The 13,447-nt window shown below is 68.5% G+C and carries 10 protein-coding genes; 5 read left to right on the top strand and 5 right to left on the bottom strand.

Translation table 11 applies throughout. The features are described from left to right. The first annotated feature begins 53 nt into the window (after nt 1–53). Complete coding sequence (locus tag WS78_RS33135; RefSeq protein WP_059581312.1) at nt 54–1,070, top strand: NADP-dependent oxidoreductase; 1,017 nt, start codon at nt 54–56, stop codon at nt 1,068–1,070. 872 nt (nt 1,071–1,942) lie between these two features. Here the strand turns inward: WS78_RS33135 and WS78_RS33150 are convergent. Beyond that, entirely contained in the window at nt 1,943–3,148 is a 1,206-nt protein-coding gene (locus WS78_RS33150) for an MFS transporter (RefSeq protein ID WP_038747975.1), read from the bottom strand. Between the two features lie 874 nt (nt 3,149–4,022). On the opposite strand from WS78_RS33150, the gene WS78_RS33155 reads away from it, so the two are divergent. Next, nucleotides 4,023–6,068: a TonB-dependent receptor gene (locus WS78_RS33155; protein ID WP_059581158.1), complete on the top strand. Its 2,046-nt coding sequence runs from the start codon at nt 4,023–4,025 to the stop codon at nt 6,066–6,068. A gap of 427 nt (nt 6,069–6,495) precedes the next feature. Then, nucleotides 6,496–6,924: a hypothetical protein gene (locus WS78_RS33165; RefSeq protein WP_059581162.1), complete on the top strand. Its 429-nt coding sequence runs from the start codon at nt 6,496–6,498 to the stop codon at nt 6,922–6,924. A gap of 244 nt (nt 6,925–7,168) precedes the next feature. Here the strand turns inward: WS78_RS33165 and WS78_RS33170 are convergent, their stop codons facing one another. The 4 genes from WS78_RS33170 to WS78_RS33200 form a co-directional block, all read right to left on the bottom strand. Next, entirely contained in the window at nt 7,169–8,227 is a 1,059-nt protein-coding gene (locus WS78_RS33170; RefSeq protein ID WP_038747983.1) for an AI-2E family transporter, read from the bottom strand. A gap of 215 nt (nt 8,228–8,442) precedes the next feature. Next, entirely contained in the window at nt 8,443–9,027 is a 585-nt protein-coding gene (locus tag WS78_RS33180) for a BPSL1445 family SYLF domain-containing lipoprotein (protein WP_038747986.1), read from the bottom strand. Between the two features lie 48 nt (nt 9,028–9,075). Beyond that, nucleotides 9,076–9,456 (bottom strand): DUF883 family protein, encoded by a 381-nt coding sequence (locus WS78_RS33185; RefSeq protein WP_038747989.1) that lies wholly within the window; start codon nt 9,454–9,456, stop codon nt 9,076–9,078. A gap of 804 nt (nt 9,457–10,260) precedes the next feature. Continuing rightward, the gene (locus WS78_RS33200) at nt 10,261–12,135 is read right to left on the bottom strand and encodes an ExeM/NucH family extracellular endonuclease (protein ID WP_059581170.1); all 1,875 of its coding nucleotides are present in this window, start codon (nt 12,133–12,135) and stop codon (nt 10,261–10,263) included. A gap of 364 nt (nt 12,136–12,499) precedes the next feature. On the opposite strand from WS78_RS33200, the gene WS78_RS33210 reads away from it, so the two are divergent. Together WS78_RS33210 and WS78_RS33215 are read left to right on the top strand one after the other, a co-directional pair. Further along, nucleotides 12,500–12,853, top strand: coding sequence for a YciI family protein (locus tag WS78_RS33210; RefSeq protein ID WP_038748132.1), 354 nt, complete (start codon nt 12,500–12,502; stop codon nt 12,851–12,853). A gap of 162 nt (nt 12,854–13,015) precedes the next feature. After that, entirely contained in the window at nt 13,016–13,429 is a 414-nt protein-coding gene (locus WS78_RS33215; RefSeq protein ID WP_038747998.1) for a YciI family protein, read from the top strand. Nucleotides 13,430–13,447 lie beyond the last annotated feature (18 nt).

Here is a 13,447-nt window from a genome sequence, read left to right on the forward strand (position 1 = left end):
TTCGCCAACGCGGCGTACGCCGCATCTTTCCACTCATCCTGAAGGTGACGCCCATGTCCAACCCCGTCAATCGCCAACTGCGCCTGAAGTCGCGCCCCGACGGACGCGTCGGCCAGGAGCACTTCACGCTCGTCGAAGCGCCGTTGCCCGAGCTCGGGCCGGGTGAGATGCTCGTGCGCGTGCTGTATCTGTCGATGGACCCGACCAATCGCGTGTGGATGAGCGACATCCCGCAATACCTGCCGCCCGTCGCGATCGGCGACGTGATGCGCGCGCTCGGCATCGGGCGCGTCGTCGCGTCGAATGCGCCGGGGTTCGCCGAGGGCGATCTGGTGCAGGGGCTCGTCGGCTGGCAGGACTACGCGCACGTGCGCGCCGACGAAGCCGCGCAGTACACGAAGCTGCCCGCCGCGCTCGGCCTGCCGCTGCCGCGCCTGCTCGGCGCGTGCGGGATGAGCGGGCTCACCGCGTACTACGGGATGACCGAGATCGCGCCGGTGCAGCCGGGCGAGACGCTCGTCGTGTCGGCCGCGGCGGGCTCGGTCGGCTCCGTCGCCGGGCAGATCGGCAAGATTCACGGCGCGCGCGTCGTCGGCATCGCGGGCGGCGCGGACAAGTGCCGCTATCTGACCGAGGAGCTCGGCTTCGACGCGGCCGTCGACTACAAGGCCGACGGCTGGAAGCGCGCACTGAAGGATGCGACGCCCGACGGCGTGCACGTGAACTTCGAGAACGTCGGCGGCGAGATCATGCGCGCGGTGCTGTCGCGGATGGCGATCGGCGGGCGCGTCGCGCTGTGCGGCGTGATCGCGAACTACAACAGCGGCCGCCCGTCCGACGACGTCAGCGTGCTGATCGCGAAGCGGCTGACGATGCGCGGCTTCCTGATTCTCGATTACCGCAAGAGCCGCGAGGCGGTCGCGACGCTCGCCGGCTGGCTGCGCGACGGCAGGCTGAAAGCGGAGGAGACCGTCGTCGACGGACTGAGCAACGCGCCCGACGTGCTGAATCGGCTGTTCGACGGCAGCCATCGCGGCAAGCTCGTGTTGCGGGTCGATCCGCAGGCTTGATAGCGTCGTCGCGTCGCGTCGCGTCGCGTCGCGCTGCGTTGCGTTGCGTTGCGTCGTGCCGACGGGCGCTCGGTTGATCGGGCGGCGCTCGCGCGCCGTGCGCTTTTTTCGGGTCGCGCTGCGTTCGGCGACGGCGCGCGCCGAACACGTCTATTCGTCGATATCACGAAGGGCGGCTCGACCGCACGCGTACGTCGAGACAAAAAGACGCCACGGCGGCTTGCCGTGGCGTGGGAATTCCAGTCAGGGGGGGAGGGTTGACTGGGTCTAGCCGCTCTGGCGCGCCGTGCGTCCGGAAACGACACGGCATCCTAAGCAGTTCCCATTGTTGGGAATCGGGCGAACCAAGTCAATTTCGGCAAATTAACGCAATTTACCGTGCGTTACCGGCGGGCGATCGTTATGCTGCCGACAGAGTCGAAGGCGTCGAAGGCGTCGAAGGCGTCGAAGGCGTCGAAGGCGTCGAAGGCGTCGAAGGCGTCGAAGGCGTCGACCGCATCGACCGCATCGACCGCATCGACCGCATCGACCGCATCGACCGCATCGACCGCATCGACCGCATCGACCGCATCGACAACTTCAACCGCATGCCGTTCGCAGTCGCCTCGAAGTTTTCGGATGCTTCGCCAGCCTTTGCGGTTTCAATGCGTCGACTTCGAGCCTCGCGAATGCATCGATTACTTCAATCGATGCGCGCGCCGCGAATGTCGACACACCGAAACACCGAAAGAAGCCGCGCGGCCGCACGCGCGGCCACGGCGCCGGCCGTCGAGCCGCGGCCGGCCGCGGCGCGCGCGACGGTTTCGCCGCCGCTCGAATTCACCGCATCCTCCGATTCAAGAAAATGCCGCAGCGCGCCGCTCATGCGGCGCTCAGGACGCCGCCGGCCCCGCCGCAACGTCTTCGTGCTTGCCGCGCATCGCGATTCCCCACAGGATCACCACGCCGCTCGCGAGCGTGAAGCCCGTGCACATCCACGCGACGGGCGCGAGCCCGAGATGCAGGAACGGCGCGACGGCCTGCGTCGCGAGCGCCGCGCCGCCGAGGCCGAAGAACATCAGCAGTCCGGCCGCGCGTCCGGCGATCGACGGCTCGGCCGCGAGCGCGCGCGCCATCGACGCCGGTCCGCGCAAGCCGAGCGAGCCGCAGAACAGCATCCACGACGCGACGACGAGCGCGGTCGAGCGCAGCTCGAGATGCGCGAGCAGCAGGAACGCGGCGGCGGCCGCGAACTGCAGCAGCGCGCCGAGCGAGATGATCCGGTCGAGGCCGAGCGCGTCGGTCCATTTGCCGCTGCGCGCCGCGGTCAGCATGAACGCCGCGACGCCGCATGCCTGCAACAGGCTGAACGTCGACGGCCCCGCGCCGAGCCAGATCTCGACGACCTGCGGTGCGCTCGCGACGAACGTGAGCAGCGCGGCGAAGCACAGCGCGTGGCCGAGCGCATAGCCGAGATAGACGGGCGAGCGCAGCAGCCGTCGATAGCCGCCCGCGCGTCCGTTCGCGTTCGCGGGGGCGGGCGCCGGCGAAGCGGCGGGCACCACGCGGAACACGAGCGGCGCCACGACGACGGACAGCGCGACGATGATCCAGAAGCTCATTCGCCAGTCCGCGACGACGAGCAGCGCCGCGCCGACGACCGGCGCGAGCCCCGGCACCGCGCTTTCGATGATGCCGAGCCACGCGAGCGCGCGGACCGCGCCGCCGTCGCCGAACGATTGCCTGGCGAGCGCGGGGACGATGACCGTCGCCGCGCCGACGCCGAAGCCTTGCACGGCCCGCGCGCCGATCAGCACGCCCATCGACGGCGCAAGCGCGCACGCGGCGCCCGCGGCGAGTTGCAGCAGCACCGCGAATGCGAGCGTGCGGCGGTGGCCGAGGCGGTCGGCGGCGGCGCCCCAGACGAGCTGCGAGACGGCGAGCGCGGCCGAGAACACGGCGAGCGTCGCCTGCGCGCTTTCGATCGAGCCGCCGAGCTGCTGCGGCAGGGACGGCACGGCGGGGAGATACAGGTCGGTTGCAAGGAGCCCGACGGCCGTCAACAGGGCCAGCGGGAAAATCGATCGAAGAGGATGCATGCGTGAAACTGAAAGGACTTTGTCGGTTTGCGAGCGCCCGACGATACCACGTCGACGCGCGCGGCCCGCGCGGCGCACGTTCGCGACGACGAGGGCGCAAGCGCTTGGCGGTCGACGTTCCGAGTTCGACTCCGCGAGTCTACGGCGCGGGGCGGCGCGCGTTCCACGCATCAACTATGCGCACAGCAATGCAGCGGCGCTTGTGTATGTATGTGCGGCAAGAGGAAAGCCGGCCGAGACCTGGAGCGCGGGGTGCGGAGCGCGCTCGCGCGCGCCATGCGTCGTGACGATGTCGAGGGCGCTTGAACGGCATGGCGAGGCGCGCGGCGAGCGGCCCGGCATGAACGGCGTGTCAATCGCGCAATGACGGCCCGGCGCAGCGCATGCTCGGTGGATGAATGCGGCAATCACGCTGGACTGATTCCGCGCATCGTCGGTTTTGCGTGCCGGCGCGACTTGCGGCGGCGGCTGTCGTCGCCGAGGATGCAGGCACGGCCTTGCCGATGCCACCATCACCGATGCAGGGACCACCGATGCAGGGACCACCGATGCAGCCGCCGCCGATGTCACCACCACCGCCCTGACCGCGCCCAAACGCACCGTAAGGCATTTGTTGCTTAAATTGAAATGATATAACATATCCATCCCATCGTAAGCCGCCGCGAGCCGCGACTGCACCGTCGCAGCCAGCCGGATCGGCTGTCGATGTGTTTCGCCACGGCCTACGTGCGCGCAGGATTTGATACGTTATATCGTTTCGATGGCGCTGCGCGATTCGGTCCGTGATCCCGTCCACTCCGACAACACCACACCGATTACCGCAATGGATGACCACCGACGCCCCGCGCCGCCTTTCGTTCGCAGGCTGCATCCCATGTCGCTGCTGCTCGCCGCGAGTCTCGCACACGGCGAGACGCTCGCGCCGCCCGCCGATCGCCCGTCGAACGAGCCGCCGGCGACGACGCTCTCGCCGATCTTCGTGACCGCCAATCCGCTCGGCGCATCGGCGCTCACGTCGCCAACCGCGTCGCTGTCCGGCGATGCGCTGACGCTGCGCCGCGCCGATTCGCTCGGCGATACGCTCAACGGCCTGCCCGGCGTGTCGACGACGACCTACGGCCCGCTCGTCGGCCGCCCGATCATCCGCGGCATGGACGGCGACCGCATCCGGCTGCTGCAGAACGGCGTCGCCGCGTACGACGCATCGTCGCTGTCGTACGACCACGCGGTGCCGCAGGAGCCGCTCACCGTCGAGCGCGTCGAGATCGTGCGCGGGCCGGCCGCGCTGCTGTATGGGGGCAACGCGGTCGGCGGCGTCGTCAACACCATCGACAACCGGATTCCGCGCGAGGCGGTCAACGGCGTTTCGGGCGCGGTCGACGCGAGCTACGGCGGCGCGAACAACGCGCGCGCGGGCGCGGCGCTCGTCGAGGGCGGCAACGGCCGCTTCGCCTTCCATCTCGACGCGTTCGGCCGCGAGACCGACGAGCTGAGAATCCCCGGCTATGCGCACTCGGCGCGCCAGCGCGCGCTCGACGGCGAGGACGCGAGCGAGCCGTACGGCAAGCTGCCGAACAGCGACGGACGCCGCTACGGCGGCGCGGCGGGCGGCTCGTACACGTGGGCCGACGGCTACGTCGGCGCGTCGTACAGCGGCTACGAATCGAATTACGGCTCGGTCGCCGAGACCGACGCGCGGCTGCAGATGCGGCAGGAACGCGCCGCGGTCGCGTCGGAAGTGCGCAATCTGCGCGGGCCGTTCTCGCAACTGAAGTTCGACTTCGGCTACACGAATTATCTGCACAAGGAAATCGAGGACGGCGTGACGGGCACGACGTTCCGCAACCACGGCTACGAGGCGCGCGTCGAGGCGCGTCACCGCAAGCTAGGCCCGTTCGAGGGCGCGCTCGGCGTGCAGGTCGGCCAGAACACGTTCTCCGCGCTCGGCGGCGAGGCGCTCGCGCCGACGACGCGCACGACGAGCGTCGCGCTGTTCGGCCTCGAGGAATGGCAGGCGAGCGACGCGCTGAAGCTGTCCGCCGGCGCGCGCATCGAGCACGTGCGGCTCGACCCGAGCGCGAACGGCGACGACAAGTTCGGCTTCGCGCGCTCGCGCGACTTCAATGCGGGCAGCGTGTCGGCGGGCGCGCTGTACCAGCTCGCGCCTGCGTGGGCGCTCGCGGGCAACGTGTCGTACACGGAGCGCGCGCCGACCTTCTACGAGCTGTATGCGAACGGGCCGCACGGCGCGACGGGGCAATACCTGATCGGCCTGCCGGATGCGCAGAAGGAGAAGGCGGTGTCGACCGATCTCGCGCTGCGCTATGCGAGCGGGCCGAACCGCGGCAGCGTCGGCGTGTTCTACAGCCGCTTTCGGAACTATCTCGCCGAATACGACACCGGGCGGCTCGTCGACGACGAGGGCGCGCTCGTCGCGGCCGGCTCCGCCGACGCGCTGCGCGAGGCCGTTTATCGCGGCGTGCGCGCGGAGTTCTACGGCGTCGAGCTCGAAGGCAAGTGGCGCGCGTTCGAGAAGCGCGGGCATCGCGTGGATCTCGAGCTGACGGCCGACTACACGCACGCGCGCAACGCGGACACGGGCGAGCCGCTGCCGCGGATCGCGCCGCTGCGCGCGACGCTCGCGGCCGATTACGGCTACGGGCCGTTTGGCGCGCGTGCGCAGGTCACGCACGCATGGGCGCAGCACCGCGTGCCCGACAACGATCTCGCGACGGACGGCTACACGTCGCTCGGCGTCGTGCTGACGTACAAGTTCCGCGTGGGCGCGACGAACTGGCTCGCATACCTGCGCGGCGACAACCTGACGAACCAGGATATCCGCTACGCGAGTTCGGTTGTGCGAAACATCGCGCCGCAGGGCGGACGCAGCGTGACGGTCGGGATGCGCACGACGTTTTGAGCGCGCGTGTGCGGGCGGGGAACCGGCGGCGAGGGGCGGCCAGGCTGAGCGCGGGGGCGCACTTGATGATTGGCTAGTCTTGCCGCTTGGTGCCTCATGCCGAACGCCGAACGCCGAACGCCGAATGTCGAATGTCAAAGGGCGAACGCCCAACGCCCAACGCCCAACGCCCAACGCCCAACGGCAAACGGCAAACGGCAAACGGCAAACGGCAAACGCCAAACGCCAAACGCCAAACGCCAAACGCCCAAGGCTCGGAAAACCCACGGAACCCACAAAACGCACAAAACCCGACGTCCCCGCAGCCCCTCTTCTGTTCCCGGCCGTTCGTTTGTAAGATAGCGGTCGCCGCGCGCGGTGCTGAGGGCGCGCGCAGCGTCGTGCGAAACGGCATGACTTTCTTCCGCCATTCCTTTTCGAGTCGAGCATGAAAAGAACAATCCAGAAAAGCTGGGCGGCGCTCGTGCCGCTGCTCGTCGCGGGTTCGGTCTGCGCCGCCGCGCCGCTGTGCCAGACGCAGAAGCTCGGCGCGCACACGTCGAAGATGTGCGTCGAGCAGACGCCGTTCAAGCACGACTACTACACGCTGTGGGTCGACGATTCGCCGATCTTCATGCTGCCCGACGACTACGTCGAGAAGGTCGCGCTGACGCACACGGTGCCGGAGGACGGCGCGATCGAGTTCCCTCTGTCGAAGCAGGGCACGCCGACCGTGACGATTGCGGGCGGCTGCGAGCCGATCAGCGAGACGCAGGGCAAGGGCGCGGACGCGGTGAGCCTCGAGACCGGGCGCGTGTGCTCGTTCAACTGGGGCAAGGAGCCCGTCGTCAAGGATCTGCGCTTCAGCTTCGAGTAACGGGGGCGGTGCGCGGCGGCGCCCGCGGCGATGCGTCGTGCGTCGCACATGCGGATGCCGCTGCCGCTCAGGCTCGATCGGCTCGCCGGCACGCGTTGGGGGGCGACCGCAGCGGGCTTCGGCGTCGCCAAAGAAAAACCCGGCCGAGGCCGGGTTTTTTCGTTTGGAATGCCGACGAGCATCGGGTCGCGCATCGGATTGCCTGTTGGGCGGCGCGCCAAGCTGCCGCTGCCCGCGCCACGCATCATTCCAGGTCGGCTTGCTCCGTGCGCGCGAAGATGTCCCAGCTCGCCATGAACAGCGCGGCGACGAGCGGGCCGATCACGAAGCCGTTGATTCCGAAGAGCGCCATCCCGCCGAGCGTCGAGATCAGCACGACCCAGTCGGGCATCTTGGTGTCCTTGCCGACGAGGATCGGCCGCAGCAGATTGTCGACGAGCCCGATCACGCCGACGCAGAACGCGACGAGGATCACGCATTTCCAGATTTGCCCCGTGATCGCGAAGTAGCCGGCGGCGGGCACCCAGACGAGCCCCGCGCCGATCGCGGGCAACAGCGACAGGAACGCCATCAGCGCGCCCCAGAGGATCACGCCCTCGATGCCGAGAATCCAGAAGATCAGGGCGCCGAGCGCGCCCTGCACGGCCGCGACCGCGATGTTTCCCTTCACGGTCGCGCGCACGACGGTCGTGAACTTCGTGAGCAGATGCTGCTTGTGCTCGTCGTCGAGCGGCAGCGCGCGCCGCACGCGGCGGCCGATTTCGCCGCCGTCGCGCAGCAGGAAGAACACGAGATACAGCATCACGCCGAAGCTCACGACGAACTGGAACGTGTTCTGTCCGATGCTGAGCGCCTGCGCGGCGACGAACTGGCTGATCGCGGCGGCCCCGTCGGTGAGCTTCTTCTGGATGCCGGCGATGTCGGTGAGCCCGTAGTTGCGCAGCACCCGGTGCACGGACGTCGGCAGCGCGTGCATGAACTCCTGGAAGTACTGCGTCATGTTCGGCTGCATCGCCTTGATCTGCTGATACGCGTACGCGATTTCCTGCACGAGCGTTCCGGCGACGAACGCGAGCGGCAGGATCACGATCAGGATGATGAGCGACAGCGTGACGAGCGCGGCGAGATTGCGGCGCTTGCCGAAGCGCGCGGCGAGCCAGCGCTGCACCGGCTGAAACAGGATCGCGAGAATGGTCCCCCAGAAGATTGCGCCGAAGAACGGCGTCAATATCCAGCAAAGGCCGACGGTGACGACTAAAAGCAGCAGGTGGAAGAATTTCTGGTGATCGTGCCCGCTATCCATGGTGTGCTCGGGGAGGATGGTTGATCGGCCGGGCAAGCCGCGTCGCGGCGGCCCGCCTTGATGCGTGGATTATGCCTGACGCGTGCCGCACGGCGAGCGTGCGCTGCCGCGCCCTGAGCGCACATCGTTCGGGCTGCGATCGAAAGCGCCGCGGCGCAACGCCGCGGCGCGGGCGGGGACGCGGCGCGAATGCGCGATGCGCCGCGCCGCTTTCGTCAGAGCTTCAGGCGCGTGACCTTCGTTCCGTTGATCGACAGATCGCCCATCAGGCCGGCGTTGGTCAGCACGATCACGTCGACCGGGCCTGTCGCGGTCGACGTGTCGACCGCGCCGTTCGCGCCCATCTTGACGAGCGCGACCGACGCGTCGGCGCCGGCGGCCCAGCCTTGCGAGCCGCGGAATTTGTCGAGCGCGTCCTGCGTCATGAACAGGAAGATGAGCGCCTTCGATTGCGCGCCCGCCTGCAGGCCGACCGACAGCGACGACGTGTTGTAGTAGCCGAGCGTCGCGCCGCCGACGCGCAGCGCGCCGTTGCCGCTCTGGCCGCCGAAGATGAAGCCTGCCTGCAGCACGTTCGGGAACACGAGCACGCCGCGCGATTTCGCGACGAGTTCGTGCGAGCCCGGCACCGTCGAGTAGAGGCGCGACAGCGTCGCGTTCACGCGCGCGTCGATCGCTTCGCGGGTCGACGCATTGGACGCCGCGGTCGACGGCGTGTCGGGCGTGGTGGTGCAGCCCGCGAGCGCCAGGCTGCCGAGCATGGCCGCGATCGCGGCTTTCATAACGAGAGTCTTGCGCATGATGCTTCCTCCATCTTGAAGGTTGAACGTCGGGCGACAGCGCCGCGCTTATCGACGCGCAAGGAGGATGCCTGCCGCGAATGCGAGGCCGGCGACGATGCCGGCCGTCTGCCACGGATTGTCGTGGACAACCCGGGACACGCGTTGCGCGGATTGCCGCAGCCGGCGCGACGCGTGCCACGATGCGTCGTCGAGCGTGTCGCGCGCGGCTTCGAGCCGCCCGTGCAGGCGCTTGCGGAGCGCCTCGATGTCGACGTCTTCCTTGAGCAGCGCGTCGAGCTCGTCGACGAGCGAGCGCATGTTGTCCTTCACGTCGCCGTTCAGGTCGCGCGCCGCGGAACGCGCATCGTGCGCGAACCGGCGGCCGGCGCGTCGTGCTTCGGAGAGGCCGCGGTCGAGCTTGTATTCGACGGAGTCGGAAAGAGCCATGATGATCGTTCTCCTGAGGGTTTGAGGGAAAGGTGCGGACGTTGCCCCTATGTGATCCGCTATCCGGCCCCGAGTTTCGCGCGGCGGCGGCGGCGCGCCGGCGCGGTGGGGCCGAAGCCTTTGCGGGGCGGGGCTCGGCGGAAAATGCAACAGTTTGTGCGGCAATCGGGCACAGCGCCGCTGCGCGTTCGAATCGATGGTGGAAGTTTTTGCGGATCGGTGTGCCGGATTTCGGTAAATGTGACTGGCGTCGCGTGCGGGAGAAGGGGGTGGTTCTTTCTTCTTGTTCGCGCGTTTTGCGCATCGTTGCGATGCGCGTCGCCAGACGGGCGCTCGCGCCGAGATCGTGAGGATTCCGTCGTTTTCGGATACGCATGCGCGCATGTGCATCGATGATTCGATGTCGGCAGCATCGGTTGAGTCGTCGATGCGCTGAATCGGTGATTCACCGATTCAACGATTCACCGACGCGCTGATGCGCCTATGCGCCTATGCGCCTATGCGCCTATGCGCCTATGCGCCGATTCGACGGTGCCCGGAGGCGCCGATGCGGCTGTCGAACGTGTTCGAGATCCGCGTTCGGGCCGCGGCATGACGCGATGAAAAGCGGCATGCGCGCCCGCCACTTCTCGCCATCGAGAATACAACCGCCGACGGCCGGCACGTTGCCAGCCCGGTTTGCGGCGTCGCTCGCGTGAACGCCGATAGCGGCGCGTTGCGCATCGCACGCCGTCCGCCGTCCGCCGTCCGCCGTCCGCCGTCCGCCGCGCGCAGCGAACGGCGAGCAGCGCGACATCGAAAGCGTTACCGCGAAGCGCGGCGGCTATGCGCCCTCGCCATTTCCGCGCCCCGGCGCGAGGCCGCCGCCGCGTATTCGTCGGCGAGCGCGACGTCGATCAGCACCGGATCGTGATCGGACGAGCGATACGCGTCGGGAGCGTAGTACGTGCGCTGCTGCTCCGCGCTCTTGTACGCGAGCGTGTATTGCAGTGCGACCGGCTCGTCCGCGTTGATGTGCCAGTCGTGCACGGCCTTCACGCGCGACGCGAGCGCGCCCGTCGCGAGCGCGTGATCGAGATAGCCGGCCTCGCCGTTGTACATATAGCTGTATGCGCCCGAGCCGATCTTGCTCGACACGAGATTCAGGTAGCCGCGCGACTCGAGCGCGCGAACCGGGTCTTCATACGTGTAGCTGTTCAGGTCGCCGATCAGCAGCACGCCTTCGCTGTGCGCGCCGGTCGGATTGCGGGCGAGCCAGTCGGCGACTTTCGCCGCCGCGCGCGTGCGCGTCGCGTTCCAGCAGCCCTGACCGTCGCCCTGGTCGAGGTCGTCGCCCGCCGCGTTCGGGCAGTTCTTCGATTTCAGGTGATTCACGGCGACCGTCACCGCGCGCGAGCCGCGGACCGGGCGGAACGTCTGCGCGAGCGGCTGGCGGTTCTTGTCGTCGATCACGAGCGTCGCCGGCTCGCCGACCGGCTTGACCTTGCGGCTGTCGTAGATCAGCGCGACCGCGATCGCGTCCCCGCCGAGCCGCGCGACGCCCGGATCGACGACGCGCCAGCCGTCGCCGAGCTTCGCCGCGAGCTGGCGCACGGCGCTCAACTCGCCGTAGCCGTCGTTCTCGATTTCCATCAGGCCGATCACGTCGGCGTCGAGCGCCTTCAGCGCGCTGACGATCTTCGCGTCCTGCCGGACGAATTCTTCATAGCTCTTCGCTCCGCGGTTGTTCGGATCGTCGAAGCCCTTGCCCGTGCCGTCGCCGTTGAAGTAATTCAGTACGTTGAACGAAGCGACCCGCAGGTTCGCGCGCGGATCGCGCGCGGGCACGGACGTGCGCGGGTTCGCATTCGCGGCGAACGCCGGCGTGCGCGAGCCCGGCACCGGCTGCAGGCGCCACGTGCCGTAGCGCATTTCGAGCACGCCTTCGACGTTCGCCGCCGTGTAGCCCGCGCGCAGCGTGTTCGCGGCGGAGAGCGCCGGCGCCGGGTAGGGAACGGTCGCGGGATTCTGCTTGTTCGAGCCGTCGTCGAGGATCAGCCGGTTGCGCGCGTTCGCGTCGGCCACCGTGTTCGCCTGCGCGGGCGGCACGACGCTCGTCGGCGTGCGCAGACGCCCGTTGCTGAGCAGCACGCTGCCGTAGCGGCCGAGCTCGTAGACCTCGGTGACGGTCAGCGTCTGCGGCAGCCGCACGAGCATGCCCTCATAGGCGGCGAACGTGCCCGGGCTGTCGACGGGCAGCGTGAGCGTAGCGGGCGTGACCGACTGGCCGCCCGCGCAGACCGCGATGCCGCCCGACAGCGTGAGCTGCGTCTGCCCGTATTTCTCTTCGACCTTGCCCGTCAGATGCACGAGGTCGCCCGCCTGCGCGCGCGCTTTCGGCGCGTAGACGAACAGCCCCTCGGAGACGCCGGGCTGATTGCGGCGCTGCGGATCGGCTTGCTGGACGAAGAAGCCGCCGAAGCCGTCGGTGCCGCCGAAGTCGGCCGTGACGACGGCTTCGATCGATACGTTCCGGCCGGCGAGCGGCGACGGCGCGCCGGCGCCTTGAATCTCGGCGATCGGCGTCGTGCTGCCGCCGCAGTTCGTGCTGACGGGCGCGGCCGTGGCCGCGAGGGCGGGCGTGGTCGCGATGGCGGACAGAAGCGACAGGGCGGTGAGCAAGGGCGTCGGAGTGCGCATGGGGACAGTCCGTTGTGTGGGAATCCTGAAAGCTTAATGGTGCATGTTGACAGTTTTGCGTAAAGAATAGATATGGATATGTAATCTGGCCAGGTTTTTTTGAGCAATGGCCCAGCGCATCGGCGGCGCGGGCGCGGCGGCGCGCGAGCGAACCGTTTCCATCGTCCGGGCCGCTGGAGCCGGTTGCGCTCATGCGCCGGGCGAGCGAATGGCCGCACGGCTTCGCCGCGCGCGGGCAGCCATCGATTCCGATGGACCGCCGCTCGTTGGCCGCTCAAAATAGAAGCGCAGCCGTCCGTGATCGGCGGCGCGATGTGGCCGCATCGCGCGATTCCGGAGGGCCACGTCATAGGAGGTGACGCAAATGAGCTACATGTTGTTGATCGTCGAACCGCGGGGCCAACGCGCGGCACGCGCGCGAGCCGAAGGCGAGATCCTGTACGAGCGGATGCGCCACTACGCCAGCGAGTTGCAGTCGCGCGGCATACTGATCGGCGCCGAATCGCTCGTGTCCGACGACAAATCGACGCGCGTGCAGGTGCGCAACGGCGAAGTGCGGCTCGTGGACGGGCCGTTCGCCGAAGCGAAGGAAATGGTCGGCGGCTTCTTCCTGCTCGACGTCGCGACGGAAGGCGAGGCGCTCGCGATCGCCAAGGATTGCCCCGCAGCCGAGTGGTGCTCGGTCGAAGTGCGCGAGATCGGCCCGTGCTTCTCGTGACCGGATGCGAGCGCGCGCGCAACGCTCGCCGGAAGCCGTGCGCCGCATGAATCTGGGGTTTTCCCTGATTCGATATCCTTGATGTCGAGCGGGGATCGCGTCGTCCGTCGTAGGGGCAGGACGCCAGGTCAGGCGTCCTGTCATCTGCCGAAGGAGAGCGCGATGCGTTTCATGATCATGGTGAAGGCCAACGCGACGAGCGAGTCCGGCGCGATGCCCGACGAGTCGCTGATCGCCGCGATGGCGACGTATCACGAAGAACTGGCGAAGGCGGGCGTACTGCTCGACGCGTCCGGCCTGCAGCCTTCGTCCAAAGGCTGGCGCGTGCGCTATTCGGGCGGCAGGCGCACCGTCGTCGATGGTCCGTTCACCGAAACGAAGGAGCTGATCGCCGGCTACACGCTGATTCAGGTGCGCTCGCGCGACGAGGCGCTCGAATGGGCCCGCCGTTTTCCCGCGCCGTTCGGCGAGCGCGAGGACGGCGAGATCGAAGTGCGGCAACTGTTCGAGCTCGACGATTTCGAGCCGAGCGGCGCGGTCGAGCGATTCCGCGAGCTCGAGAGCAAGCTCGGCTGACGCCGGCGACAGGAGACG

Source organism: Burkholderia savannae (genome assembly GCF_001524445.2).
Lineage (GTDB): Bacteria > Pseudomonadota > Gammaproteobacteria > Burkholderiales > Burkholderiaceae > Burkholderia > Burkholderia savannae.

Coding starts and splice junctions, on each gene's coding strand:
- WS78_RS33150 (WP_038747975.1), bottom strand. CDS start 3,148: ATGCATCCTCTTCGATCGATTTTCCCGCTGGCCCTGTTGACGGCCGTC.
- WS78_RS33210 (WP_038748132.1), top strand. CDS start 12,500: ATGAGCTACATGTTGTTGATCGTCGAACCGCGGGGCCAACGCGCGGCA.
- WS78_RS33165 (WP_059581162.1), top strand. CDS start 6,496: ATGAAAAGAACAATCCAGAAAAGCTGGGCGGCGCTCGTGCCGCTGCTC.
- WS78_RS33135 (WP_059581312.1), top strand. CDS start 54: ATGTCCAACCCCGTCAATCGCCAACTGCGCCTGAAGTCGCGCCCCGAC.
- WS78_RS33185 (WP_038747989.1), bottom strand. CDS start 9,456: ATGGCTCTTTCCGACTCCGTCGAATACAAGCTCGACCGCGGCCTCTCC.
- WS78_RS33215 (WP_038747998.1), top strand. CDS start 13,016: ATGCGTTTCATGATCATGGTGAAGGCCAACGCGACGAGCGAGTCCGGC.
- WS78_RS33170 (WP_038747983.1), bottom strand. CDS start 8,227: ATGGATAGCGGGCACGATCACCAGAAATTCTTCCACCTGCTGCTTTTA.
- WS78_RS33180 (WP_038747986.1), bottom strand. CDS start 9,027: ATGCGCAAGACTCTCGTTATGAAAGCCGCGATCGCGGCCATGCTCGGC.
- WS78_RS33200 (WP_059581170.1), bottom strand. CDS start 12,135: ATGCGCACTCCGACGCCCTTGCTCACCGCCCTGTCGCTTCTGTCCGCC.
- WS78_RS33155 (WP_059581158.1), top strand. CDS start 4,023: ATGTCGCTGCTGCTCGCCGCGAGTCTCGCACACGGCGAGACGCTCGCG.